The organism is uncultured Corynebacterium sp. (assembly GCF_902489365.1).
In the GTDB taxonomy this organism is placed as follows: Bacteria; Actinomycetota; Actinomycetes; order Mycobacteriales; family Mycobacteriaceae; genus Corynebacterium.
Genome location: NZ_CABTZR010000032.1, coordinates 1 through 24064, shown reverse-complemented (window position 1 = coordinate 24064; position 24064 = coordinate 1). Strand labels below are relative to the sequence as shown.

The window sequence follows — 24064 nt, the reverse complement described above, 5'->3', positions numbered from 1 at the left end:
TCGCTGGGAGCCTCCCATACCCGGAGTGACGCCCAGGTTGACCTCCGGCTGGCCAAACTTGGCCTTGTCGCCAGCGATGATGAAGTCACACATCATGGCCAGCTCGCAACCTCCACCGAGCGCGTATCCGTTCACCGCAGCAATGATCGGCGTGCGGGCTCGTGTGAGGACGTCCCAACCTGCGAACCAGTCCGCGGTGTACATCTCTGTCGCTGACTTCGAGGACATTTCCTTGATATCTGCACCGGCCGCAAACGCCTTCTCCGAACCGGTGATGACGATTGCCCCTACTTCTGCATCGGCGTCGAATTCCTGAACTGCCTGAGTAACTTCAAGCATGGTGTCGTTGTTCAGGGCATTAAGCGCCTCCGGACGATTGAGCGTGATGAGTGCGACGCGGTCGCGCTTTTCTCTAAGAATTGCCATGGTAATAGTGTCCTTCCTGTGCTTTTGACTGGTACTTAATCACTGGTGGTCATTGAATTCTGGGGCTTCCACGCTGCCCTCGATGGGTTCGAGGATAGACGCCACCACGTCGTCGGGAACGGCGCCGATGGACCCATACTCCCAGGAAGGATTGCGGTCCTTATCGACGATTTGCGCGCGAATTCCCTCCACAAATTCCTTGTGTTTTTGCATGTTCACGGACATCCAGAATTCCTGGGTCAAGGTCTCCGCGAGGCTCATCGACGCATTGCGATTCAAGGATTCCTCGGTGACGCGAATGCCCAGCGGGGAATTCAAGCTCATCCGCTTGGCGGCCTTCGCCGCCCAATGCCCGTCGCCGCCTGCTGCTGCACGTTCTTGCAGACGGGCAAGGGTCTCTTCAGCGGTGTCTGCAGCATAGACGTCCACCATTTCGGCGCGGTCCTTACCGAAGCCTGGGCCCACTGACTCTGTGAACTTCTCAATATCGGCTGGGTCGCCCGTCTCCACCAGCTGCTCAACGAGAGCATCGAGCTTGTCCTTGGGCACGAAGTAGTCCGCGAAGCCGGTATCGATCGCCTCCGCGGCTCCCACGTGGATCGCGGTATACGCCAAGTGCCGGCCAAGGCGATCCGCAGCCCGGGACAGCAGATAGGACCCACCGGCATCGGGCGAATACCCAATTCCCACCTCCGGCATTCCGATGCGCGAATCCTCGCAAACAATGCGGTGTGAGGCGTGCGCTGAGACACCGATTCCGCCGCCCAACACAATGCCCTCCATGAGCGCTACATAGGGCTTGGAATAGGTGGAGATTAAATAGTTCAGTTCATATTCCGTCTTCCAGAAATGGGCACCTGTCGTACCGCCCTCCAGGGCATCGTGGTACAAGGCCGCAACGTCGCCGCCAGCACACAGCCCACGTTCACCAGCGCCTCGTAGGATAACGAGCTTGACGCGGTCATCGTCCTGCCAGTCCTTCAAAACCGCCGTCATCTCATCGATCATCGTCTGATTCAACGCGTTAATGGCCTTGGGCCGGTTTAGTGTAAGAACGCCAGCGTGGCCGCGGATGTCGTGGATAATCTCATTCGTCATTGGTTACTCCTCCTCTTCATGAACTATCGGCTGTTTTAGTGTGGTGCCTCGAGCAACAGAGCTTCGCCCTGGCCACCGCCGCCGCACAAAGTGACACCCGCACGGTGGGCCTGGCCGCCCGCAAGGCGATGCGCCGCATGAACGACAAGCCGAGCGCCGGATGCGCCAATGGGATGTCCCAAGGCAATCGCACCGCCCTGCGGGTTCACGTCATCGGGATTGATTCCAAGGACATTGGCCGAATGAACCACCACTGCGGCGAAGGCCTCATTTATGTCGATGTGATCGAGATCAGCAATGCCCCAGCCTTGACGCTCAAGGGCTGCGAGGAGAGCCCGAGCGGGTTGCTCCTGCAAGGAGGAATCCGGACCGGCTACCTGTCCTGGCGCGCGTAGGACCGCCATGACCGGCAGTCCTTTCTGTTCCGCGTACTCACGTGTGGTGAGAACCACTGCAGCCGCCCCATCCGTGATGGGTGAGGAGTTGCCAGCGGTAATACTCCCATCGCTCTTAAAAGCTGGCCTCAACCCGGCCAAGGTTTCTTCAGTAACCCCTTCCCGAATTCCCTCATCGTGCGAGACGAGGACCTCACCGCGCTTGCTCGAAACCGTTATGGGAGTGATCTCCTTGTCAAAGGTTCCCTCCTCACTCGCCCGCAACGCGCGCTGGTGGGACAACGCGGCACAGCGGTCTTGCTCTTGGCGGGTTGCGGGATAGCGTTCGGCATATTTTTCTGACAGCGAACCCATCGAAATCCCTAGGTCTGCCGCGCGCAAGCCATCGTGTTCCATATGATCGAGCAGCTCGACGGCACCGAATTTCTTTCCTTTGCGTGACTGCGGCATAAGGTGCGGCGCGTTTGACATCGACTCCATTCCCCCGGCAACTACCACCGTGGCTTCGCCGGAGCGAAGGAGCCGGGAGGCGTCGATAACCGCGGTCAGGCCGGACAAACAGACCTTGTTGACCGTTGCGGTGTGCGCATTTGGGGAAATCCCTGCCCCGAGTGCTGCTTGCTTCGTGGGGTTCTGTCCCACGCCAGCCTGCAGAACCTGGCCACACATCACAGCATCGACGTCTTCAGGGTGAACCTGTGCCTGCTCAAGCGCGGCAGCGATGGCGCGGGATCCAAGCTCCGTCGCTGGCAAGGTTGAAAGGGCACCAAGCATTTTTCCGAAGGGCGTCCGGGCGGCGCCCGCAATAACGATGTCCATATATCGCTCTCCAAACTGTACGAAGTTAACCAGAATCGTACCGATGGATTGTGTTGCGCGCCACCCTTTTCAAGGCAATGCATGCTCGCACAATGCCGCAGGGGCGCGGTACAAAACAGTTTGAAGCGATGTGAAGGCTTCAAAACAGCAAACTGCGGGGAGCACTAACTAGGCTCCCCGCAACAGTTTTCGTAGCGGATTAGACCGTGAGCATCACCGGGATGACCACAATTTTGACTATCTGCGCCACCACAATGGTGGCCGCGTAGCCAGTCATGATGCGGGAATCCGTGCTCATTCCCGTGGCGTAGTTGACCACGGCAGGCTGACCAAAGATGCCGGAAACACCGCCCGCGGTGCGGGTTTCCGACTGGCCTAGGAACCTGTTCGCCACAGCAAAGAGGGCGACGGCAATCACGGTAATGATGGCAGCCAGAAGCATGCACTTCAGGCCCATCCAGGAGAATGCCGTGGACTGGAAAGCCTCACTCGAGGCCAAGCCCACCGAAGCCAAGAAGATGACAAGGCCCCACTGCTGAAGAGCCAAGTTGATTGAAGCCGGAACCTTCCAGGGCACGCGGCGCGTGCGGTGCAAAGCACCGAGAACAAGTCCGGTAATCAACGGGCCCAGCGCAAAGCCAAGCTCAAAGGACGTGCCACCCGGTAGCGGAACCACAATGAGCGCGATGAGATAGCCCAGGAACAGACCACCGCCGACAGCAACCCAGTTCAGCTGTGAATAACCCTGAACCGAGTCACCGAAGTAATCGCGGATATCACCCAGGCGGTCCTGATCCACAATCACCGTCACCCGGTCACCGGCATCAAGGTGCGTATCGAAGCTGGCCAGAAACTCTTCATCACCGCGTTGCACGTGGACAATGCGGCCACCGTAGCGCTTGAAGAGGTTAAGATCCTCCACGGTTCGGCCGGCAATATCGGAGTTCGACACCACCACGGTTTCAATGACCAAACGCTTATCCACAAAGGGCACTTGAGGCTGACGCTTGCCTAGGGCGGCGGTGAGCTCATGACGTTTCGCCTTCGTCACGAGAACGCGCAGGATGTCACCCTTGCGAATCTCCGGATGGTCCCCGGCCACGGTTCGGATATTGCCGCGACGAATCGTGGCGATAACGAACTGATCCTCGAATCGCTCCACTAGCTCGTCGTAGGTGATGTCCTTTGTGACCCGAATAGTCCGGGAGCGGAAGACCTCCTCCGCGGATTTGTCCTTATCCTTAGAGCCCGGCCAGGACTGCTTGAGTAGGAGGGCTACGAGCAGAATGGCGACTGCCACACCCACCGGATAGCCTAAGGAATAGCCCACGGCCGGCAGTTCCTCGCCCGTTTGCTGTTGCGCCACAGCAAGGGATGCCGTCGAGGTCGTCGCACCGGAGAACACACCCACGGAGAGCAAGGGCGACAGTCCCAGCCAGCCGCCCGCGAGAAGCGCCACGGCGGCAGCACCCACCACCGCTATCGCGGCAGTAATCATGTGTTTCAGCTGCTCAGAGAAGCCTTTGAAGAAGCGCTCGCCGGCAGACAAGCCCTGCATATAGATGAAGAGGCCAAGGCCCATCTCCTGCAGGCTATTGAGGATCGTGCCGTCGAGATCGATAAAGGTGCCGATGGCCAAGCCCACAAACAACGTACCGGCCGCGCCGAAGCGCAGCGGGCCGAAGGGGATCATGCCAAACAACGTGCCGAGCAAGGCAACAAAGAAAATGCTCAGCCAAATATTTCCATCAAATAGTGCCAACACGAAAAGACATTGTAGGAAAACGTGTGGAAAACGCCACGCTCAAAGACGCTTTTCCGCTCCAAGGGTGCTATGTCTCACGTCCTTAGCATCAAGGTGAGCTGAGTACACATTCACCGTGCTGGCAAGCTAGCTGCTTAAGAATTCCTTCCATGCCGGCCATTCGGCATAGGTCTGTGCGCGCCCGGCCTCATAGTTGGAACGTAGCTTTGTCACGGAACGTTCAGTCGACGCCACCTGCATATCCTCCGGGAAGAAAAGCTGTGCACGCCCCTCCTTCTCCAGCTCCAGAAGCCGGTCCTTGGAGGCGTTGTACCGGGGTGGCCGTCCAATCATCGCCTCTGCCACGGCAGGGTACTTCCGGAAGATTCGTCGCAGCGCCGCCGGCCGCCCAACCTCGGGCCGCACGTAGCCTCGCGGTTTCGACCCCAGGAACAGGAACTTTTTAAACCCGGCCTTCTCCGCTTGCTCGATGAGGATGCCACCGGACTCCCCCATGGCGCCGTCGACATACGGCGCACCGTCGATGACGCGCATCGGCATGATCAGCGGCAGCGTCGAGGAGGCGCGCACACGCACCATCAAATCTTCCTGCGTCTTGATATCTTCACGCCCCCAATACACGCTCTCCCCCGTATCGGCGCGCGCGGCGGAAATACACATCTGCGCCGGGTTAGCCTCGAAGGCTTCCCAGTCAAAAGGCATGTCTTGATCCGCGGCCTTCTCGTAGATGAACTCCGCGTTGAAGTAGCCGCTACCGCGCAGCAGCGAACCTAAGCCACCGAAGCTGGGGTTCTTGGCAAAGTCCACAAAGGACTCCTCGGAGCGAACCACATCGCGGGAAAGGAAGTTCACGGTGTGCGAGGAGCCCGCGGAAACGCCTCCGACCCAGCCAAATTCCACCTCCTCCTGCAGAAGCTTGACGATGCACGCGGCAGTATAGGAATTGCGCATACCACCGCCTTCAATGACGAGTGCTGTATCTTTCGCGTCAATCACAGTGCCCGATGGTACCCCCGCGCTAGGATCACGCCATGGGTTTGTTTTCTGCGGTTAAGGATGTCATCGACAAACTCGGCGGCTCCAGCACTGTCCGTTTGGCTTCCCCGGATCCCCACGCCGTCGAGGTCTCTTTAGAACATCTTTCCGTCCACACTGCGAGCGGTCTCATCATCCTGGTTACCTCCCCCGCCGGTGCGCAGGTGCTCAGTGAGGTGGCCCGCTCCGGCGAGCCCGCACAGTTGCGCGGACCGCAATCCACGGTGCATCTCTCCCCCACGGCGAAGACACAGCGCCCTGTCCACGATCCCAAGCGGGGCTGGGCCATCCCGCTATCCCCGGCGGAGCGGGACGTACTTGCCAGCCTCGGCACCACGCCCGGCGATTATGAAGTCTCCGAGTCCCTCGCGGTCTCCATCGAAACCACCCCTGAAGAAAGCTAGTCCGCCATGCTCATCCTCCCTTTTCAAGGCCGTAAACCCCGTATCCACCGCAGCGCCTGGATTGCTCCGAATGCCACCATCATCGGTGACGTCACCATCGGGCCAGATTCTTCTGTGTTCTATGGCAGCGTGCTGCGCGGGGACGTCGGTTCCATCCGCCTTGGCGCCCGCGTCAACATCCAGGACAACTGCGTCATCCACGTCGAAGCCACTGAGCCTTGTGTGCTGGAGGATGACGTCACCGTAGGACACATGGCCATGCTCCATGGCACGCACGTGGGCGCGGGCACGCTCGTTGGGATGAAGGCTTCCCTACTCTCGGGCTCCACCGTGGGTCCAGGCTCTCTCATCGCCGCCGGCGCGGTGGTGCTGGAAGGCCAGGATATTCCCGCCGGGACCCTAGCCGCTGGGGTACCTGCCAAGGTGCGGCGCGAGTTGAGCCAGGAGGAATCCACCGCCTTCATCCCGCACGCCGCGCGCTACGTCGAGATTGCTCAGAAGCAGGCGCTGCTTGGCGACGCCCTCCCCCTCGACGCTGTCCTCTATGACTAGCGCCACGACTCTTTCGAACTGCCGTTGTTGCCAAAACTCTTGAACTCGCCGTGGGATCTGACCAGATCTTTGGCAACTAGGACAGTTCCACCACCGCGAAGCTAGGACAGCTGCCGAGTCGCTTTAAAAGCAAGACTTTAAAGCAGGGCGAAGATGCCCATGACAACCAGGAAGGCAGCCACGCCATAGCCACTCCACAACGCCACGGTTGCGGAGTTCTCCCGCGCCCACGCGAAGGCGCGACCGGCCCAGGACTGTGGTTTCGCCCGAACCACAGCGATGAAAAGCCCGCACACCGTGGGTAGTGAGAGCGCGAAAGTGGCATAGAAGAAAAGGCCGCCGTATTTAACGGTGTTGCTAAAGTCCCCGGCCGCTAGGTGCATCAGGCCATAGAAGAAGGGCACGGAGGTCAACGACTGGATAACGCCCATGGCATAGCCCACCGCAACGGTCTTGGCCGAAGGCGTGCGCAGCGGGCCGAGGAGTTTCTGCACCATGTCATTAGGTTCGCCCTTGGAGCGCCAGGCCAGAAGGCCCAGTCCCAGGCCGATGACCACCAGTCCCCAGCCAAGCAGCGGTGACTCGAGTGCGGCGGCCACCTTGTCCTGGATGCCGACGAAAATGAACATCACCACGGCGGCTGCGGTGAGCACACCAAACCAGTCACCGACGATGACTAGGGCCGCGATCTTGCGGTAGCTGCCCCGCGGAAGCATGATGCCGATAGCCACCAGAATTCCTATCAGTAGAGCATTGACGGAATCGGCAAAAGCATTGAGCACGGCTTCAAGCATGCGGGCTAGTCTACAGGCTCTTAGAGAACATTCATTTACTTTTTACCCCGCGCGCCCCCGACGCAGGCGAGCAAACGGTATGTTCGAAAAAAGTGTGCCGCATAACGCGCCCCAAACTTATGCATGTCAACATAGACTAGACCCCTGCTGGTATAGCACGTTTTGACCCCGACCCAAGAAGTGGAGAGATAGAAAATGAAGATAGCGATTCTCGGCGGAGACGGCTTCTGCGGTTGGCCTGCTTCCCTCTATCTCTCCGACCAAGGCCACGATGTCATCATCGTGGATAACCTTTCCCGGCGCGCCATCGATGAGGAGTTGGGGGCAGAATCCTTGACCCCCATCGCCTCTATTGAGGAACGCTTGGCTGCGTGGACAGAGGTTTCCGGCAAGACCATCGGTTTTTACAACCTCGACGTTGCCCAGGACTACGACGGCCTGCTCGAGTTCCTCAACACCGAGCGCCCGGATGCCGTGGTGCACTTCGCGGAGCAGCGTGCCGCCCCCTACTCCATGAAGAATTCGCGTACTAAGCGCTACACGGTGGATAACAACATCAACGCCACCCACAACCTGCTCGCCGCCATCGTGGAATCTGAGCAGGATATCCACGTCGCCCACTTGGGCACCATGGGCGTCTACGGCTACGGCACTGCCGGCATGAAAATCCCGGAGGGCTACCTGGACGTGCAGGTGGATACGGGTGAAGGGGGCGTCGTCAAGCAGCAGATCCTCTACCCCTCCAACCCGGGCTCGGTCTACCACATGACGAAGGTGTTGGACCAGCACCTCTTTGCCTACTATGCCAAGAACGATGAGCTGCGGATCACCGACCTACACCAGGGCATCATCTGGGGCACGCACACCGAGCAGACCCAGAAGGATGAGCGCCTCATCAACCGCTTTGACTATGACGGCGACTACGGAACGGTGCTCAACCGCTTCCTCATTCAGGCCGGTATTGGATATCCGCTGACTGTGCACGGCACCGGCGGACAAACCCGCGCTTTTATTCACATCCGTGACATGGTGCGCTGCATCGAGCTGGCCTTGCAGAACCCGCCGGCCCGCGGTGAGCGCGTGAAGATCATCAACCAGATGACCGAAACCCACCGCGTGCGTGACCTGGCAGAACTGCTGGCGAAGATCTCTGGAGCGGAGGTGGCCTACGTGCCGAACCCGCGCAAGGAATCTGCGGAGAATGAACTCCACGTCACCAACGACACCTTCCTCGAGCTTGGTCTGGAGCCGACCACGTTGTCGGAGGGGTTGCTCCATGAGGTCGAGGAGGTTGCGCGTAAGTACGCCGACCGTGCGGACCGCTCCAAGATTCCGGCGCAGTCGCTGTGGACGCGCCAGCAGCACGCTGGTGTTCCTGAAGCCTTGGCCAACGGCGCTGACGCTGCGGAGGCTTAAACCTTCGTGCGCATCGCTATCGTTACTGAGGTCTTCCTGCCCAAGATCGACGGCGTGGTCACGCGTCTGACGCGCACGCTGGACCAACTGTCCGCGATGGGCCACGAGGTCCGGATTTTTGCCACGGGCAAGGCTCCTGACTCCTACGCCGGCTTCGAGGTCACCCGCATCCCCAGCTTGTCGCTGTGGGTCTACCCGGAGATCAAGTTTGGCTTGCCCTCGTGGAAGTTTTTCAAAGAGATCCGGGATTTCGATCCCGATGTCATCCACGCGGTCAATCCCATTTGGACCGCGGCCCTCGGCGTCTTTGCCGCGCAGCGCGATGCCGTACCGCTGGTGGCCAGCTTCCACACCAATGTTCCCGAGTACGTCGATGCGCTGGGGATTGGGTGGACTAGGCCGCTGACCGAAGCCGCGCTGAAGTATCTGCACAACCAGGCGGCGGTGAACCTGTGCACCTCCGGTCCCATGGTGGATAAGGCTCGGAAGATGGGGATCCGCAACGTGCAGCTGTGGCCCAAGGCCGTTGATACACAGACCTATCACCCTAGTCGCGCCACGGAGCAAATGCGCGAGCGCCTGACCGACGGTAACCCGGATTCCCCGCTGGTGACCTATATCGGACGCGTCTCCAAGGAGAAGGATTTGGAGCGCCTCGATAACGTCATGCAGCTAGTGCGGGCACAGCTTAGCGACGCCCGCCTAGCCATCGTCGGCGATGGCCCCGCGCTCGAAGAGCTCAAGGCTAGCTTCGATCCTGCACACACCGTGTTCACCGGGTACTTGTCCGGCGAGGAACTCGCCGCCGCCTTCGCCGTGGGGGATGTCTTCCTCTTCCCCTCCGCCACGGAGACCCTGGGGTTGGTAGCTCTCGAGTCCTTCGCCTCAGGCGTACCGGTCGTCGGCACGAATGCCGGTGGTATCCCCTTCGTCATTGAGGAAGGCGTGACCGGCCATCTCATCGCCCCCGACGCCGACGATGCTGCGTGGGCCCAGGCCGCTCTCGGCCTCCTCGAAGACTCTGCCCGCCGGGAGACGATGGGCGCTGCCGCCCGCCGCGAGGCTGAAAAGTATTCCTGGGTAGAATCCACCCAAGCCCTCATACAGGCCTACGAGGAGGCCATCGAACATCCCTTCCGCAGGGATACAAACTAGTCAAGGAGACCCATGGATTCAGCCCAGAACCTGTACTCCGCAGGCGCTTTTATCCAAGCCGGCATCGACGCCACGTTTGCCTCACGCCTGGGCATCGTTCGCGACGTCGAGGTGAATTTCACTCCCGCCGATTCCGCATCAGCAGCCTCGGAGGACGGGCAGCCAGACCTGGATCAGCGCGCCGTCGTGCGTTTTAGCACTGATTCCGGGGTTTATGATTTCGATGGACTGCGCCTTGCCACCATCCACGATGGTCACCTGCGCTGGACCACTGGCATGGCGGAGCACGCTCCTCAGCCCGAGTTCCACGGGACGCAGCCGGACTCCGTCCTGCTGCGCGGCTTGGCACGACGGCTGGTGGGCGACCGGCCTGTTGTCCGCGTCCCGCAGGGCGATGGCGAAGCGCTCGTCGCCGTCGACTTCGCGGAGATTAACCCGGATCCTCGGGTCAGCATTCTAGCCGGAATTGAGCACTCGGGGGATATCGCCGGTGGCATCGACGAGCGCCTAGCCACCGCCGAGCTTGCTTCCTATCTGGGCATTCCGCAGAACCACGCGGAAAATCTCGCGCTCTTCCACGGCACCCGGATCGTGGCTCTCCCCCAGGCCCCGGGCCGCGCCGAGCTCAGTGCGCGCGAGGTGTTGGCCGATGCCCACTTCCTCGCCACCGAGCACAATTTCTTCTTGGAGGCCCGTTTCCCCAACCTGTGGGCGGACCTTGATCCCGATACGTCGCGGACCGTGGTGAACTCTGACTACGGCTCGCTGACTGTGCCCGCGCACCTCATTGCCACGATCGACGCTGCCGCAGACACCTTCACGTGGGCCTGGGCAGACGAGCTATCCGGTTCCATGTCCGCTCAGGCGGCGGGGAACCTACGTCGCTTCGGATATGACCAGGCCATCCCCGAATTGATTCGGGCCCACGTGTCCATCACTGAGGCACGCTCTGCACGCTTGCCACAGCTGGCCATGCCAGTTTTGGGCCTGTGGACCTTGTTGCCGGTGCAGCTTCCCGACGGCCGTCAAGGACTCGCGCTGTCCGACGCCCCCGCCTTCCACCTCCCCGCACCGACTCCGGCGGCCGCGCAAGCCACCCTCAACGTTGCGGTGCCGGCGGGCGTGGACGAGCAGCGGGCGCGCGCTGCCTACCACCGGGCGCGTCCCCTCTAAGTGCGCGCAAAGCGCCGGGGTGAAAGCTCTAGAAGTTCAAGCACTAGGAATTCAGCACGGCGCGGAACTCGTCGACATCGACCTCATCCGTGGAGGCCGGGCTAAACGCTGCGTCCTGGGTCTTGTCCACTAGTACCGCGCGCACGCCCTCGGAAAAGTCCGGACGGCGGTACATGTGCATGCCCAGCTTGAGTTCCAAAAGGAGGGCCTCGCGGATGTCGTCGACACCGGCCTCTGCCTCATAAAGCTCATTAGCCGCGATAATGGCGGCTGGGCACGCCCCTGCCATGAGGCGGCGGACCTCACCGGCGATGAGCGGGCGCTGATCCAACTCCGCGGAGATTTCCTCCCACGTGGGCAGGGCAAACGTCTCCTCCAGGTCCTTGGCCACCTGCTCCAGCGGGGCCGGCTCTTCCGGCGCGGGCAGGGCGAGGTCCTCCAGCGCGGTATCAATACCGCGCTCAATGGCAACCGCAATCAGCTCTTCTGCGTCCTTGACAACGTGGGTTGCCACGCCGGTCCACAACATGTCTGCGGCATACATACGGTATCCACTAAGACCCCAGAACTTGGCCAAGCCCGGTGAGGCGATACCGCGGGTGCCCACCATGCGCTGGGCCGCATAGGCCACACCGACGTCGGTGACATAGCCGATGTTCATCTCCGGCATCGAGGCGAAGGCCTTTTCTGTCACCACGCGATGCGAGCCGTGCAGGGAAATGCCCAATCCACCACCCATAACAACACCGTCGATGACGGCGATATAGGGCTTTGGAAACTCGGCGATATCACCGTTGGTGAGGTACTCGCTGGCGAAGAAGGCATCGACCTCCTCCAGCTTGCCTTCCGCGATTCCCTCCCGCGCGTGACGCACATCGCCGCCCGCGCAGAATGCCTTAGGGCTATTGGAGTAAATCAGAACCTGTTCAATCTCATCGTCCTGCGCCCAGGCTTCGAGGGAGCGGCGGATGATATCGATCATGTCCGGGGTCAACGAGTTCAGGGCCTTCGGCCGATTGAGTTCGAGGACTCCGGTATGGTTGCGGACGGAAACGAGTACTGGGTCAGTCGTAGTCATGCGCACCAGTGTTCCATATCACACATGTTTCAGCCACCTGTTTTGAGGCTGGTTTTAACATCGACCCCTGCCTTCTAAACCCAACCTTCAGATTGGTGTGAATTTCTTGCTCCCACAGCTTGTTGCTCTTGACATGGACGGCACCCTCCTCGATGCCCACGGTCAGCTGCCCGCAGACTTTTCAGAGCTTGAGGAGCTCGCCACCGCCCGCGGCTGCGAGCTGGTCCCGGCCTCAGGACGCCAGCTGGCCACCCTGCAAGACATGTTCCCGAAGGGCAACACCTTCATTGCGGAGAACGGCTCGGTGATCCTGCGCGGCGGTGAGATCATCGCCACCTTCCCGCTGCAGGAAGAAACCGTGCGCGCGGCGCGCGACGCCGCATCCGCCATCAGCGAGGCGCACACCGTCGTTCTGTGTTCCCCGGAGACCGCCTACGTGGCCCGGGATGTCACGCAGGCAGCACGCGCGGAGATTTCCAGGTATTACAAGGCGGTCACGTGGGTCGATGACGTGGACGACGTCCCCAATAGCAACATCATCAAGATCGCCATCTTCTGCGAATCCGGTTCCGAGGCTCACCTCTACGAGCCGATTCGTCGCGCCGTACCGGAGGACAACGTGGCGGTATCGGGCAAGGTCTGGCTCGATGTCATGGCCCGCGGCGTCGATAAGGGAGCAGCCTTAACCACACTCGCTGAACTTGCCAACGTTCCAATCACCGCCACCGTGGCCTTCGGCGACTACCTCAATGACCTCGAAATGCTGCGCGCTGCTGGGACGGCTGTCGCCATGGACAACGCACATCCGAAGTTGAAGGAAATAGCGGATATTATCGCGCCTGCCAATACCGACAATGGTGTGAGCACCGTGCTGCGCCAGCTTCTGCGCACCTAACACGCTCCCAGGAAACCTTCCCGATTCTCTACCACCACCCGAGTAGGATTACCCCGGTTCCCTAGACCCCCAATCCCTTACGTGTGGAGTGTTCAGTGAAGAAGTTCCTGCGATCCCCTGGGCCCCGTGTCCCTCGTCGGGCCACGGACACCTCCCTTGAACTGGATCCGGAGTCCCTCCCCAAGGCATCCGCTGTGCGCAAGGCCAAGCTGCACAAAGCCCGCGAGGCCGCCGAGGAAACCCCCTCGCCGCGCCGCCGCCCGCGAGCAGCGCCAGGCTGCACAGCACGACAGCGCGCTGGGCATCCCCGGCCCGCGCAACCCCCAGCTCAATCCACACCCGCCGAGAGTTCCCCCGAATCACGGCCCGAGAATGAGATCTCGCGAGCCTTGGCGCGGCGCTCGCAGCCCGTCGGCACACCGACGAGCAAGCAGCTCACAACACCGCGCCCCTCCCGCGAGCAGCGCCAGGCCGCACAGCACGACAGTGCGAAGAACTCTGGAGACATTGCGGTGCCGAAGGAATCCGCCACCGTCACGCGTCAGCGTCGCGCGCGCCTGCGCCCGGTACCTGGTTTGGATGGGCTGCGCGGTCTCGCGGTCTTGGCTGTGGTGATCTACCACTTCTTCGGGGATCTGCTCCCCGGCGGATACCTCGGCGTGGACATGTTCTTTGTCCTCTCCGGCTTCCTTATCACCTCGCTGCTCGTGCGCGAGTTCGCCGTGACCAGGCGCATCAGTCTCACCGACTTCTGGATCCGGCGCTTCCGGCGCATCCTTCCGGCTGCACTCGTTGTCTTATGCCTGTGCACGGCCCTCGTCGCAATGATCGGCGGGGACCTCGCTGTGGGGATCCGCGAACAGTTCTTGGGTACCTTCTTCTTCGTCAACAACTGGACCCAGATTGCCACCAGCCAGACCTATTTTGCGCCCAATGAGGTGCAAGTCTTCGCCCACTATTGGTCCCTGGCGGTTGAGGAGCAGTTCTACCTCCTGTGGCCTCTGCTCATGTTTGGCGCCTTTGCGCTGTCGCGACGCCAACCCAAGCGCCTGCCCATCGCGCTTTCTCTCGTCCTCGCAGCCGCCTCCGCTGCAGCGATGGCGCTGCTGTTCACTCCGGGCGAAGACCCTACCCGTGTTTATTACGGCACCGATACCCATGCCTTCGGCCTCCTCATCGGTGCGCTGCTGTCCCTTCTTCTCACCTCGACGTCGAAGGAGGCGAAGGCGGACTCGTGGGCGTCGACAAGCACAGGCGTCGCCGCCGGCGCCGTCGGGGCCCTCGCCCTGGTTGGTTACCTGGCGCAGCTGGTGTGGATGGGCGCGGACCTTGAGTTCACCTACCGCGGCGGCCTAGTCCTCACCAGCCTCCTCGGGGCGGCAATGATCTGGGGCGTGGTGCAGGAGACCGGACCTCTCACATGGCTCTTCCGCATCCGGGTGATGCGGTGGCTGGGTCAGCGCTCCTTCTCGCTCTACCTGTGGCATTGGCCTGTGGTGATGATCCTTCGCGAGCTGTCTGATGCCCCGGCGTGGCTGCTGGGTTTGCTCGCGCTTTTCTTGTCCTGCCTGCTGGCTGAGGTGACGTACCAGTTCGTTGAGACCCCCTTCCGCCGCGCCGGATATGTCGCCACGTGGCGCACCTATTGGGCTTCGCGCCCCACTGTGGCCGAGATGAAGGACGGTTTCGGCAAGACCATGTGGCCTGCCGTGCCCGCCATGGTGATCCTCTCGGCGCTGGGCGTGGCCTATGGGCTGATCACGTCACAGGACCAGACCGAGCTGGAGCGAGAATTGGAGCGCATGTCCCAAGCCAACGAGCAGGCAGCGGCATCGGCCCCGGCAACACCGACAGAGACCAAGAAGCCTCCAGAAAAGCGCGCTCTGCCTGCGGGCACGGCGATCAACGCGGTGGGTGATTCGGTCATGCTTGCTGCCTCCGAAGCCCTCAACGAGCGTTTCCCAGGGATTCTCATCGACGCGGAAGTGTCCCGCCAATATGCCGAGGCAATTGCGGAAATCCGGCAGCTGAAGGAATCCGGTCAGCTACGCTCCACCGTCTTTGTGGGGCTGGGCACGAACGGACCGGCTGCAGACGGCGAGATGGACGAACTCCTCACCATCCTCGGTTCCGATCGCACGGTTATCCTCGTCGTGCCCTTCGGCGAGCGCGACTGGATGGGGCAGGCACGCGCAAAGATTATCGAGGCCGCCAAAGAGCACGACAACGTCTACGTGGCCGACTGGTGCGGCATGGCCCAAGAGAACCCGGCGCTGCTCTACGACGACGGCGTGCACCCACAGGCCGAGGGCGCAGCGCTGTACGTGCAGGCGCTTTCCGACGCCCTCGAGCAGTACTCCCGCGGAGAAAAATCCACCACCACGGGCTGCTCGCTCTAGCCTTTGGCCGCTCTCCAATCAGGGCAGTGCGCTAGCAGCATCGCCCTAGCAGCACTGCCCTAGTTGCCAAAGATCTGGCCAGATCCTTGGGCAGGACCTATAACTTCGGCAACTAGGGCAGTTAACGGGTTTCGCCTCTAGGCCCGAGCACATAGAAAAACGGCCGGGGATGTGCCTCCCCGGCCGTTCTCGCTGTGCCGATGCTTGTGCGCTTCCGCATTACTGAAAGCTGAGTGTTCTCCTAGACGGAGAATTCACTCATCTTGTCCCAATTGGTCTTCCCTGGGATGTGAGTATTGATGATGTCTGGCGTCTCCACCAGGTACTTCGGGAACTCCTCGCAGGAGCGCTTGAAGTGCTCAGTGTTGACGTGGTCAACGTCCTTGCCGTCTGCGTAGGACTCAAGCAGCAGGAAGCGCTGCTTGTCTTCCGGATCGCGGAACCACTTGAAATCGATGCAGCCGGGCTCAGCCTGGCAAGCCTTGGTGTACCAGTCGATCTCGTCGAGGAAGGTCTCGGCGTACTCGGGCTTGACGTGGAACTGTACGTTGATCAAAATCATGGGCCCCACTGTAACCTTCTCCATGAAGACGTGCAGAAGGCCCTGCCAATGGCTGAACTGAGCTAGCCAAATTCCAGCAGGGCCTTGTAAAAAGCCTCTCGGGAGGATTATTTGTTGAAGAAGTACTCCGCCACGTAGACGTAGGTTCCGTCAAAGGCCTGGGCAACGCCAAAGCCGGTGCCATCCGTCTTGGTCACGGGCACGTCGCGGTTGAGCCAGTCCACGCGCTCCTTGGCCTCAGATTCGGTGAGCTTGTAAATGTTGCCGCTGCCCTCCTCCAGGTGGGTCAGCCCATCGCCTGCATTGTCGTGGAAGGTGACCTTGCCAGCTGCTGCCTGGTTTGCCCACTCCTGCGCGATGTTCTTGGCGTTGGCATCCTCGTGGTGGCCCTGCTTGAGCAGGTGGGCGTGGGTAGCACCAACAAGTTCGCCGGCGACGGCCGGGGTCGGCTTCTTGATGAAGCTCGGCAACTGGACGTTAAACTGCTTCGCCAAGTCATAGGCCTGCGCAGGCAGCTCGATCTCTAAAGAGTTGACCTGCTCAACGGCCTGGGAGGACAGCTGGTTTACGTCCTGCAACTGTGCGGAAGAGGAGTTGACCGGGGCGGCCTGGGCAGCGGATACCGACAGAGCAGCGGTGAGGGTGGCTGACACGGCGGCGGTGGCGGACATGCGGGAAACACGACGGAAAGAGTTCATGCCTTCCACCGTGCCACAAAAAGGCTTCGGCGGAAAAAGACTAACCGCTCATGTGGGATTTTCGATACCACTTTGTTATCACTTGCCGGTGGCTGCATGCCGGCATGGAAGAATAGCCAAGGCTGGCTTTAGTATGGATTTTTTAACGAGTATCCGAAAGGTGATCACTGTTGCTGGACGTCTTAACCGGTTTCGCCATCATTTTTGTGGTTATCGGCGTGGGCTTCATCATGGCTCGGCGCGGCGTTATCGGCGAAGGTGAGGCGCGCCTGCAATTCAACCGCACGGCGTTCTGGGCGGCGACCCCAGCACTGATCTTTTCCAGCGTGGCCACCTCTGATACCGCGGCCTTTGCCTCGCCGGTTGTCGCCGTCATCGCGATAGCTTCGGTCACCACCATGGCCTTGTATTGGATGCTGAGCGCGTTATTCTTCCGACGCAGTGGAGCCGAGACCATGGCCGGCGCAGCCGCAGCCAGCTACTACAACTCCGTCAACATCGGCCTGCCCATCGCCACCTATGTCATCGGTGATGCCACCTTTGTGGTGCCAGCGCTCGTGCTGCAGATGGCGGTACTCTCGCCCTTCATCATTGCCGGCCTCAACGCCCAGGGAACGAGCCTGCGTTCGGTTTTAAGTTCCGTGGTCTCAGGGTTGACCGCCCCGGTTGTCATCGCTGCCATCGCCGGCTTCATCGTGTCCGCAGCAGGCTGGCACGTCCCCGACGTCATTATGGCTCCGCTCGAGATCCTTGGTGGTGCCTCCATCCCGATGATCCTCATGAGCTTTGGCGCCTCACTCACCGGCGACGGACTATTAGCCGTTGACCGCCTGCCGACGATTACCGCCACGGTTCTCAAGCTCATTGCCATGCCGGCGATTGCGCTGGCGGCCGGCTTGGCGCTGGGGCTGAGCGGCAACGAGCTCTACGCAGCGCTCATCTTGTCCGCGCTTCCGACCGCACAGAACGTCTACAACTATGCCGCGACCTACCAGTCGGGAGAAACGGTGGCGCGCGATACGGTCTTCCTCACCACCTTCCTCTCGCTGCCGGCGATGCTGGGCATCGCGGCTCTCTTCGGGTAGGGCTGGGCCTACCCCTCGAGCTTTTCCCCGAGCTCCAGCCATTCCATTTCGAGTTCCTCACGCTCGGCGGCAACGGCTTTGAGCTCGGTGTCGAGCTTCGCTAGCTCACCGCTGTCCCCCTCACCGGAGGACATCTTCTCTGCAGCCACCGCCATCTTTTCATTCAGCTTCGCCGTCTTATCGTCGAGCTTGCTCATTTTGCGCTCCAGCGCATTCATCTTCTTGGTCAGCTCGCGCTCCTCCTGGGAGCTCAACCGCTTGGCCGGGGCGGCGTCCGTGCTCTGCTCGTCAGAGTTCTTCGAAGCCTCGCCCAAATCAAGCACGCCACGGGCAGTAGCAGCCTCCATCTCCTGGCGGCGGCGCAAGTACTCCTCGATTCCGCCCGGCAGGTTGGTGAGCTTGCCATCCCCGAAAAGCGCATAGGTGTTGTCCGCGATGCGCTCGATGAGGTAGCGATCGTGAGAAATGACCACCAGCGTGCCCGGCCACGAGTCCAGCAAGGACTCCAGCTCTTGGAGGGTATCGATGTCGAGGTCGTTCGTGGGCTCGTCGAGAAGCAGCACGTTCGGCTCCGCCATGAGCACACGGGTTAGCTGCAAACGGCGGCGCTCACCGCCGGAGAGGTCGCCGACCGGCGTGCGCTGGCGCTTGGCGGAAAAGCCCAGGCGCTCGGCTAGCTGGGACGCGGACAGCTCCTTCTTGCCCAGGTGAACGTAGGTGGCGACGTCTTCGACGGCGTCGAGAAGCCGGCGCTGTGGATCCAGATCATCGAGTTCCTGGCGCAGCCACCCCAGGCGCACCGTCTTGCCCTCAATGCGCTTGCCGGCGGCAAGCTCGACTTCACCAGCAAGGGCGCGCAGCAGCGTGGTCTTACCCGAACCGTTAACGCCAACGAGGCCGATGCGCTCGCCCGGCGCCAGCCGCCAGGTGAGGTGATCCACCAGCGTGCGACCATCCGGAGTTGTAACCTTTGCGTCCTCAAGCTCAATGACGACTCGTCCCTGGCGCTGCTTGGAAAAGGCCATGAGTTCGACCTTGTCGCGCGGTGCGGGGACGTCGGCGATGAGCGCCTCGGCTGCCTCGATGCGGTAGCGAGGCTTCGAGGTACGAGCCGGTGCCCCGCGGCGCAGCCACGCCAGCTCCTTGCGGGCCAAGTTCTGGCGGCGTTGCTCAATAGCATCGGCTTGACGGGCGCGCTCGGCGCGGGCAAAGGTCCAGTCGTTATAGCCACCCTCGTAGGCGTCGACGACGCCGTCGTGCACCTCCCAGGTCGTGGTGGCGACGGTGTCGAGGAACCAGCGGTCGTGCGTGACGACGACTACCGCCAGCTTGCGCGAAAGCAGGTGGCTGGCCAACCATTGGACGCCTTCAACGTCAAGGTGGTTGGTCGGCTCATCGAGTACCACGATGTCGAGGTCTTGAACGAGTGCGGCGGCCAAGTTGACGCGGCGGCGCTCACCACCAGAGAGCGAGCCCACAGGGGTATCTAGCCCTAGGTCAACGATGCCGAGGCCACCGAGGACATCGCGTACCTTGGCATTAGACGCCCATTCGAATGTTTCCAAGCCCAGCGGCTCGATGATGACCTGGGCGATGGTGAGAGACTCCTCCAGCTCAAAGCGCTGGGTTACCACCGCCATGCGCAAATCCGAGTTGTGGGACACGCGGCCCGAGTCCGGCGGCTCGATGCCGGTGAGAACTTCCAGCAGCGTGGTTTTGCCGCCGCCGTTGACGCCGACAATGCCAATGCGATCACCGGTTTGCACGCCGAGGGAGACCCCGTCCAACAGGGTCTTAAGACCAAAGGACTTGGTTACGTTTTCGAGGTTAATGAGGTTCGCCATATCGAGAGTTCATCTTAGTGCCTCAGCGCGGTTACCCCCGCACCATTACCTTTATTGCTATTGATTTTCACTTCCAATACTGTGGCGCACTATGAAAAAAGACCGTCTCGCCCTGTGCGCCGCACTAACCGCCACTATCCTCACCTTGTCCGCCTGCTCCTCCCCTGACAACGAGGAATCCACGTCGCCCTCCAGCGCTGAAGCCTCCCACGCGCATGCCGAACACGGCGAGGGCCATGACGGGGAGCACAGCCATGATGGCTTCGAAGCCGCTGAAGGTGAGACTGAGGTAGCTGAGCTGCCACACCGTATCCTTCTTTCGCACAAGAACGGCCTCACCACGCTCGACGGCGAAACCGGTGAGGTCATCGAGAACGAAGATCTGAAAGCATTCCTCCGTCTGAGCGATGCCGGCGATAACCGCCACATCATGGTGACCAAGGGCGATAGCTTCCTCACCTTTGACACGGGGCGCATCACCAAGCCCCACGGCGACCACAAGCACTACTACGCGGCGCAGCCGCAGCTTCTCAGCACAGCCATTGATGCACCGCATGCCGGCCACGTAGTGCACCACGACGGCTTTACCGCGCTCTTCTCCGATGGCGATGGCGTGGCACGGATTTATAAGACCGAGGACATCGGCGGGGAAGACGCCAAGCCCGTCAACACCGTCGAGACAGGCGCTGCCCACCACGGCGTGGCCGTCCCGCTGAAAGACGGCTCTGTGGTCACCACCAAGGGCACGGAAGACGAGCGCCACACCATTCAGCACCTAGACAAGTCCGGCAAGGTCCTTGCGGAAACCACTGAGTGCCCTGGCGTCCACGGCGAAGCTGCCGCCGGCAACGGTTCCCTTTTCTTCGGCTACGAGGACGGGCCCGTCGTCTTCGACGGCACCGAATTCCACAAGATCGACGTCTCCGCTTACGCGGGCAAGGACGGATACCAGCGCTCCGGCAATTCCGCAGGCTCGGAGGAATCCAACATAATCTTGGCAGACAACAAGACCGACAAGGACGCCGACTTCGAGCGTCCCACCTCAGTGACCCTCATCAATACGGAGGACTACTCTGCCAAGAAGGTCGAGCTCGGCGAGTCCTATTGGTTCCGCTCGTTGGCCCGCGGCCCCTTGGGCGAGGCACTAGTCCTCACGACCGACGGCAAGCTCAACGTCATCGACCCAGACTCCGGCGAGGTAACAAAGAAGATTGACGCTATCTCCCCGTGGAAGGAAAACGAGGAGTGGCAGCAGCCGGGTCCGATCCTCAAGGCGGCCAACGGCTATGCCTATGTCACCGATGCGAACAAGCAAGAGCTAGTGATGCTTGACCTCCTCGGCGACCAGGAAGCACAGCGCTACAAGCTCGATTTCAAGCCCGTGGAGATGGCCGTCCTCTAAGGACCGCTACCTGCAGCGCTGGCGCTACACCAGCGTTGCGCCGGTAGCCGGCCCATAGGTCACCAATCCGCGGGTCCCGCGGTTATCGGCGCACACCTGGGCCACCACTTCTTGGGCGGTCTCCTCGTCCTCACAGAGGAAAGCACAGGTAGGCCCAGACCCGGAAACGATGCCCTTGAGGGCGCCGGCGGCCTCACCGGTGTCGAGAATCTTGCGTAAGTCCGGACGCAGAGAGAGCGCTGCCGGCTGAAGGTCATTGTGCATCACCGCGGCAAGCTCGCTGGGGTTGCCGCCGACGAGGGCTTGGCCCACGGCTTCCGTGTCCAAGTGCGGTGTGCTTCCACGGCCGGCAGCGCGCAGCTCATCCAGCTTGTGGAAGACAGAGGGCGTGGACAAACCTTCGGCGTTGGTGATAATCGCCCAGATATAGCGCCCGCGCGAGAGCATCGGGGTCAAGAGTTCGCCGCGCCCGCGCCCCAAGGCCGTGCCGCCCATGAGGGTAAAAGGCACGTCGGAGCCCAGTTCCGCAGCAAGTTCGTAGAGCTTTTCCATACTGAGAGGCTCGCGGCCAAACTCAGCGCTCAGCGCGTGATTAGCCAAAAGCAGGGCCGCGGCAGCATCGGCGGAGCCGCCGGCCATCCCGCCGGCGGCGGGGATGTTCTTCTCCATCGTGAGCGTGCCAGATGCCGGCAGCATGAGGTTTTTCGCCACCAGCTCCACCGCTCGCCATGCCAGGTTCTCGGTTGATGCCGGAACGCCTGTCGCGTGGTTACCAGTGACCTCCACGGCGCAGCCCTCGCCCCAGCGGTAGCTCACGCGGTCGTGTACATCGAGGGATTGGAACACGGTGGCCAGCTCGTGGAAACCATCCGCGCGGGCCTCACCTACGCCCAGGTGCAGGTTAACCTTGGCGTGGGCACGCGCCTGCCACAGCTGCGTGGAATCAGTCACTGTCTTGCTCATGAGGCTTCCGCCAATCTAACGAAGTCCTCCACACCTAGCTTCTCGCCGCGCAGCCGCGGATCGATATCCGCCGCGCGCAGCGCTTCCTCGGCTGCTACAGCGGAACCATAGAAACCTGCCAGGGCGGCGCGAAGTGTCTTGCGGCGTTGGGCAAAGGAGGCGTCGATCAGCGCGAAAAGCCGCGGGCGCAGCGCCTCGTCGAAGGGACGGGTGCAGTCGATTCGCACCAACCCTGACTCAATCTTGGGTGCTGGCCAAAACACGTTTTTCCCAATCGTCCCGGCTTGCCTAACCGGGCCATAAAAGGATGCCTTCACGCTAGGAATGCCGTAGACCTTGCTGCCCGGAGCGGCGGCAAGACGCTCAGCAACCTCCAGCTGCACCATGACCAAAACGCGGCGAATCGATGGGTAGACCTCCAGCAGGTGGAGCAACACCGGTACCGCCACGTTATAGGGCAGGTTGGCCACCAAGGCGGTGGGTTCCCCCAGCTCTTCCGCCTCAACGGTAAGCGCATCCTTTTCCACAACCGAAAGACGGTCAGCAAAGTCGGCTGCACGCGCGGCCACAGTATCCGGGAGTTTGCCAGCCAGACGCGAGTCAATTTCCACGGCCGTTACGTGCGCAACTTCCCCCAACAGCCCCAAGGTCAGCGAGCCTAACCCGGGGCCCACCTCCACCACGCGGTCCTCTGGGGACAAGTCGGCAGCAGCAACGATGCGGCGGATGGTGTTCGGGTCATGCAGAAAGTTCTGGCCCAGCTTCTTCGTCGGCGTCACGTCAAGCTCAGCGGCGAGTTCGCGGATCTCCACTGGGCCCAGCAGATGGGGTTGAGTCATACCACTCAGACTAATACGCGTGGCGCCGAAGCTTTAGCGCAGGCCGAGCTTCGAGGTGCAGGCAGGCCAGGCCCCCCAGCCCTGTGCGGCCTGAACTTTCTGGGCCACGGCAATCTGTTGCTCGCGGGAGGCCTGCCATGCCTGCGGGGCGTACTCGGTGCCACCGAAGGCAGCCCAGGTCGACGGGGTGAACTGCAAGCCGCCAGAGAAACCGTTGCCGGTGTTGATGGACCAGTTACCGGTGGCCTCACACTGGGCGAGGGCATCCCACACGGAGCCCTCGGCGACGGCCGGGGCAGTGGACTTCGGCTTGGTACCGCGCGCGATCACTGCGGCGACGGCCTCGGTGCGCACGTCTTCCTTGATGATGTCGTTGGACTCTTCCACACCGTTGACCTTCACAATCTTGCGGGTCACGGTGCGCGAACCTGGGGTGCCATCTTCGCGGACTTCCTCGGTGCCTTCTTCCAACTCCGGGTCATCAACGTAGGTAGCTGGTGCGTCGAAGTCCTCCGTCTTCTCCTCTTCGGAGATGTCCACGCGGTCCACGGTGATGGCCGTGCCGGCCTTGACGGGAGTGTCGAGGTCCGGCGACACACGGTCATCCTTGCCCACGGTGATGCCACGGGCTTCCAGCACGTCCTCCACGGTCTTAGCTGCAACGCTGGCGTAGGATACAGAGCCACCGTCAGAGAGCTTAATAATCTTCGGGGATACCACCTCAAGGTTCATGCCCTCAGTCAGGACCTCATCATCTTCGACGGTCTTGGAACCGGAGGTGATAGCAGCGCCTGGGACGATGCCATCGAGACCGCCCAGCAGGTCAGACACGGTGAGGTCAGTGGAGGACATCTTCGTCTCCACGCCATCGATCGTCACCGCAACCGGCTTGGCGGTACGAACGGTAATCGAGTCACCATCAGAGACCTGCTCAGACAGCGCCGGATAGACAACGTCCTCCCCGCCAACGCTCACACCTGCGGCCTCGAGAGCCGCGTTAACATCACCGGCGAAGGTAGCCAGCTGGGTGGTCTCACCGTTGATGTCGAGCGTGATGTCCTTCTGAGAACCAACGGCAACGACACCGCCCACCGCCAACGTGCCGAGCACACCGCCGGTGGCCATGCGCAGCGGCAGGGAGCGGGAGTTGTTGATTCGCTTGATCTGCTTCTTCGGGGACATAAACCTTTTCTCGTCTCTGCGTTGCTTCGTGCCCAGAGAGGTCTTTACACTCTCCTCAGCACCTGACGTGGCGTGCGAATGCACG

General features: G+C 61.4%; 22 protein-coding genes. 9 read left to right on the top strand and 13 right to left on the bottom strand.

Annotated elements, in window-relative coordinates; genetic code table 11:
• From RDN59_RS06455 to RDN59_RS06435, 5 genes are all read right to left on the bottom strand, one after another.
• Positions 1-426 (bottom strand): enoyl-CoA hydratase-related protein (locus RDN59_RS06455; protein WP_308607135.1); only part of this gene is annotated, 426 nt, incomplete at its 3' end.
• A 39-nt stretch (positions 427-465) separates the two neighbouring features.
• Positions 466-1524: an enoyl-CoA hydratase/isomerase family protein gene (locus tag RDN59_RS06450; RefSeq protein ID WP_308607134.1), complete on the bottom strand. Its 1059-nt coding sequence runs from the start codon at positions 1522-1524 to the stop codon at positions 466-468.
• Positions 1525-1559: 35 nt separating this feature from the next.
• A complete protein-coding gene (locus tag RDN59_RS06445) occupies positions 1560-2738 on the bottom strand; it encodes an acetyl-CoA C-acyltransferase (protein ID WP_308607133.1) in 1179 nt (392 codons plus the stop codon).
• 199 nt (positions 2739-2937) lie between these two features.
• A complete protein-coding gene (locus tag RDN59_RS06440) occupies positions 2938-4503 on the bottom strand; it encodes a TrkA C-terminal domain-containing protein (protein ID WP_308607132.1) in 1566 nt (521 codons plus the stop codon).
• 126 nt (positions 4504-4629) lie between these two features.
• Positions 4630-5499, bottom strand: a complete 870-nt coding sequence (locus RDN59_RS06435) for a patatin family protein (RefSeq protein WP_308607131.1) — start codon at positions 5497-5499, stop codon at positions 4630-4632.
• A gap of 35 nt (positions 5500-5534) precedes the next feature.
• On the opposite strand from RDN59_RS06435, the gene RDN59_RS06430 reads away from it, so the two are divergent.
• Positions 5535-5942: a hypothetical protein gene (locus RDN59_RS06430; protein WP_308607130.1), complete on the top strand. Its 408-nt coding sequence runs from the start codon at positions 5535-5537 to the stop codon at positions 5940-5942.
• 6 nt (positions 5943-5948) lie between these two features.
• Positions 5949-6494 carry a gamma carbonic anhydrase family protein gene (locus tag RDN59_RS06425; protein WP_308607129.1) on the top strand — a complete coding sequence of 182 codons (546 nt, stop codon included), beginning with the start codon at positions 5949-5951 and terminating at the stop codon, positions 6492-6494.
• 137 nt (positions 6495-6631) lie between these two features.
• On the opposite strand, the gene RDN59_RS06420 is transcribed toward RDN59_RS06425, so the two are convergent.
• Positions 6632-7288: a hypothetical protein gene (locus tag RDN59_RS06420; protein ID WP_308607128.1), complete on the bottom strand. Its 657-nt coding sequence runs from the start codon at positions 7286-7288 to the stop codon at positions 6632-6634.
• Between the two features lie 195 nt (positions 7289-7483).
• Here RDN59_RS06420 and RDN59_RS06415 point away from each other — a divergent pair, with 195 nt between their 5' ends.
• The 3 genes from RDN59_RS06415 to RDN59_RS06405 are packed head-to-tail and all read left to right on the top strand — an operon-like array spanning position 7484 to position 11032.
• Positions 7484-8704, top strand: coding sequence for an NAD-dependent epimerase/dehydratase family protein (locus RDN59_RS06415; protein ID WP_308607127.1), 1221 nt, complete (start codon positions 7484-7486; stop codon positions 8702-8704).
• 6 nt (positions 8705-8710) lie between these two features.
• Positions 8711-9859 carry a glycosyltransferase family 1 protein gene (locus tag RDN59_RS06410; RefSeq protein WP_308607126.1) on the top strand — a complete coding sequence of 383 codons (1149 nt, stop codon included), beginning with the start codon at positions 8711-8713 and terminating at the stop codon, positions 9857-9859.
• Between the two features lie 12 nt (positions 9860-9871).
• On the top strand, positions 9872-11032 hold the full coding sequence (locus RDN59_RS06405) for a DUF6882 domain-containing protein (RefSeq protein WP_308607125.1): 1161 nt from the start codon (positions 9872-9874) through the stop codon (positions 11030-11032).
• A gap of 43 nt (positions 11033-11075) precedes the next feature.
• On the opposite strand, the gene RDN59_RS06400 is transcribed toward RDN59_RS06405, so the two are convergent.
• Positions 11076-12110 (bottom strand): enoyl-CoA hydratase/isomerase family protein, encoded by a 1035-nt coding sequence (locus RDN59_RS06400; RefSeq protein ID WP_308607124.1) that lies wholly within the window; start codon positions 12108-12110, stop codon positions 11076-11078.
• A gap of 97 nt (positions 12111-12207) precedes the next feature.
• Here RDN59_RS06400 and RDN59_RS06395 point away from each other — a divergent pair, with 97 nt between their 5' ends.
• The gene (locus tag RDN59_RS06395) at positions 12208-13005 is read left to right on the top strand and encodes an HAD family hydrolase (protein ID WP_308607123.1); all 798 of its coding nucleotides are present in this window, start codon (positions 12208-12210) and stop codon (positions 13003-13005) included.
• 95 nt (positions 13006-13100) lie between these two features.
• Complete coding sequence (locus tag RDN59_RS06390) at positions 13101-15404, top strand: acyltransferase family protein (protein WP_308607122.1); 2304 nt, start codon at positions 13101-13103, stop codon at positions 15402-15404.
• A gap of 241 nt (positions 15405-15645) precedes the next feature.
• Here RDN59_RS06390 and RDN59_RS06385 read toward each other — a convergent pair whose 3' ends face one another.
• Positions 15646-15966 (bottom strand): putative quinol monooxygenase, encoded by a 321-nt coding sequence (locus RDN59_RS06385; protein ID WP_308607121.1) that lies wholly within the window; start codon positions 15964-15966, stop codon positions 15646-15648.
• Positions 15967-16073: 107 nt separating this feature from the next.
• On the bottom strand, positions 16074-16664 hold the full coding sequence (locus RDN59_RS06380) for a hypothetical protein (RefSeq protein WP_308607120.1): 591 nt from the start codon (positions 16662-16664) through the stop codon (positions 16074-16076).
• Between the two features lie 170 nt (positions 16665-16834).
• Between RDN59_RS06380 and RDN59_RS06375 the strand changes: the two genes are divergently transcribed.
• Complete coding sequence (locus RDN59_RS06375) at positions 16835-17749, top strand: AEC family transporter (RefSeq protein ID WP_308607119.1); 915 nt, start codon at positions 16835-16837, stop codon at positions 17747-17749.
• 8 nt (positions 17750-17757) lie between these two features.
• Here RDN59_RS06375 and RDN59_RS06370 read toward each other — a convergent pair whose 3' ends face one another.
• On the bottom strand, positions 17758-19593 hold the full coding sequence (locus tag RDN59_RS06370; RefSeq protein ID WP_308607118.1) for an ABC-F family ATP-binding cassette domain-containing protein: 1836 nt from the start codon (positions 19591-19593) through the stop codon (positions 17758-17760).
• Positions 19594-19684: 91 nt separating this feature from the next.
• On the opposite strand from RDN59_RS06370, the gene RDN59_RS06365 reads away from it, so the two are divergent.
• A complete protein-coding gene (locus RDN59_RS06365) occupies positions 19685-20995 on the top strand; it encodes a hypothetical protein (protein WP_308607117.1) in 1311 nt (436 codons plus the stop codon).
• A gap of 24 nt (positions 20996-21019) precedes the next feature.
• Here the strand turns inward: RDN59_RS06365 and RDN59_RS06360 are convergent, their stop codons facing one another.
• From RDN59_RS06360 to RDN59_RS06350, 3 genes are read right to left on the bottom strand one after another with little or no spacing between them, the layout of a single operon-like run.
• Positions 21020-21958: a 4-(cytidine 5'-diphospho)-2-C-methyl-D-erythritol kinase gene (locus tag RDN59_RS06360; protein WP_308607116.1), complete on the bottom strand. Its 939-nt coding sequence runs from the start codon at positions 21956-21958 to the stop codon at positions 21020-21022.
• Positions 21955-22797: a 16S rRNA (adenine(1518)-N(6)/adenine(1519)-N(6))-dimethyltransferase RsmA gene (gene rsmA, locus RDN59_RS06355; protein ID WP_308607115.1), complete on the bottom strand. Its 843-nt coding sequence runs from the start codon at positions 22795-22797 to the stop codon at positions 21955-21957. Before rsmA ends, RDN59_RS06360 begins: the two co-directional genes overlap by 4 nt.
• 33 nt (positions 22798-22830) lie before the next feature.
• Positions 22831-23979, bottom strand: a complete 1149-nt coding sequence (locus RDN59_RS06350) for a transglycosylase family protein (protein ID WP_308607114.1) — start codon at positions 23977-23979, stop codon at positions 22831-22833.
• Between the last annotated feature and the right edge of the window lie 85 nt (positions 23980-24064).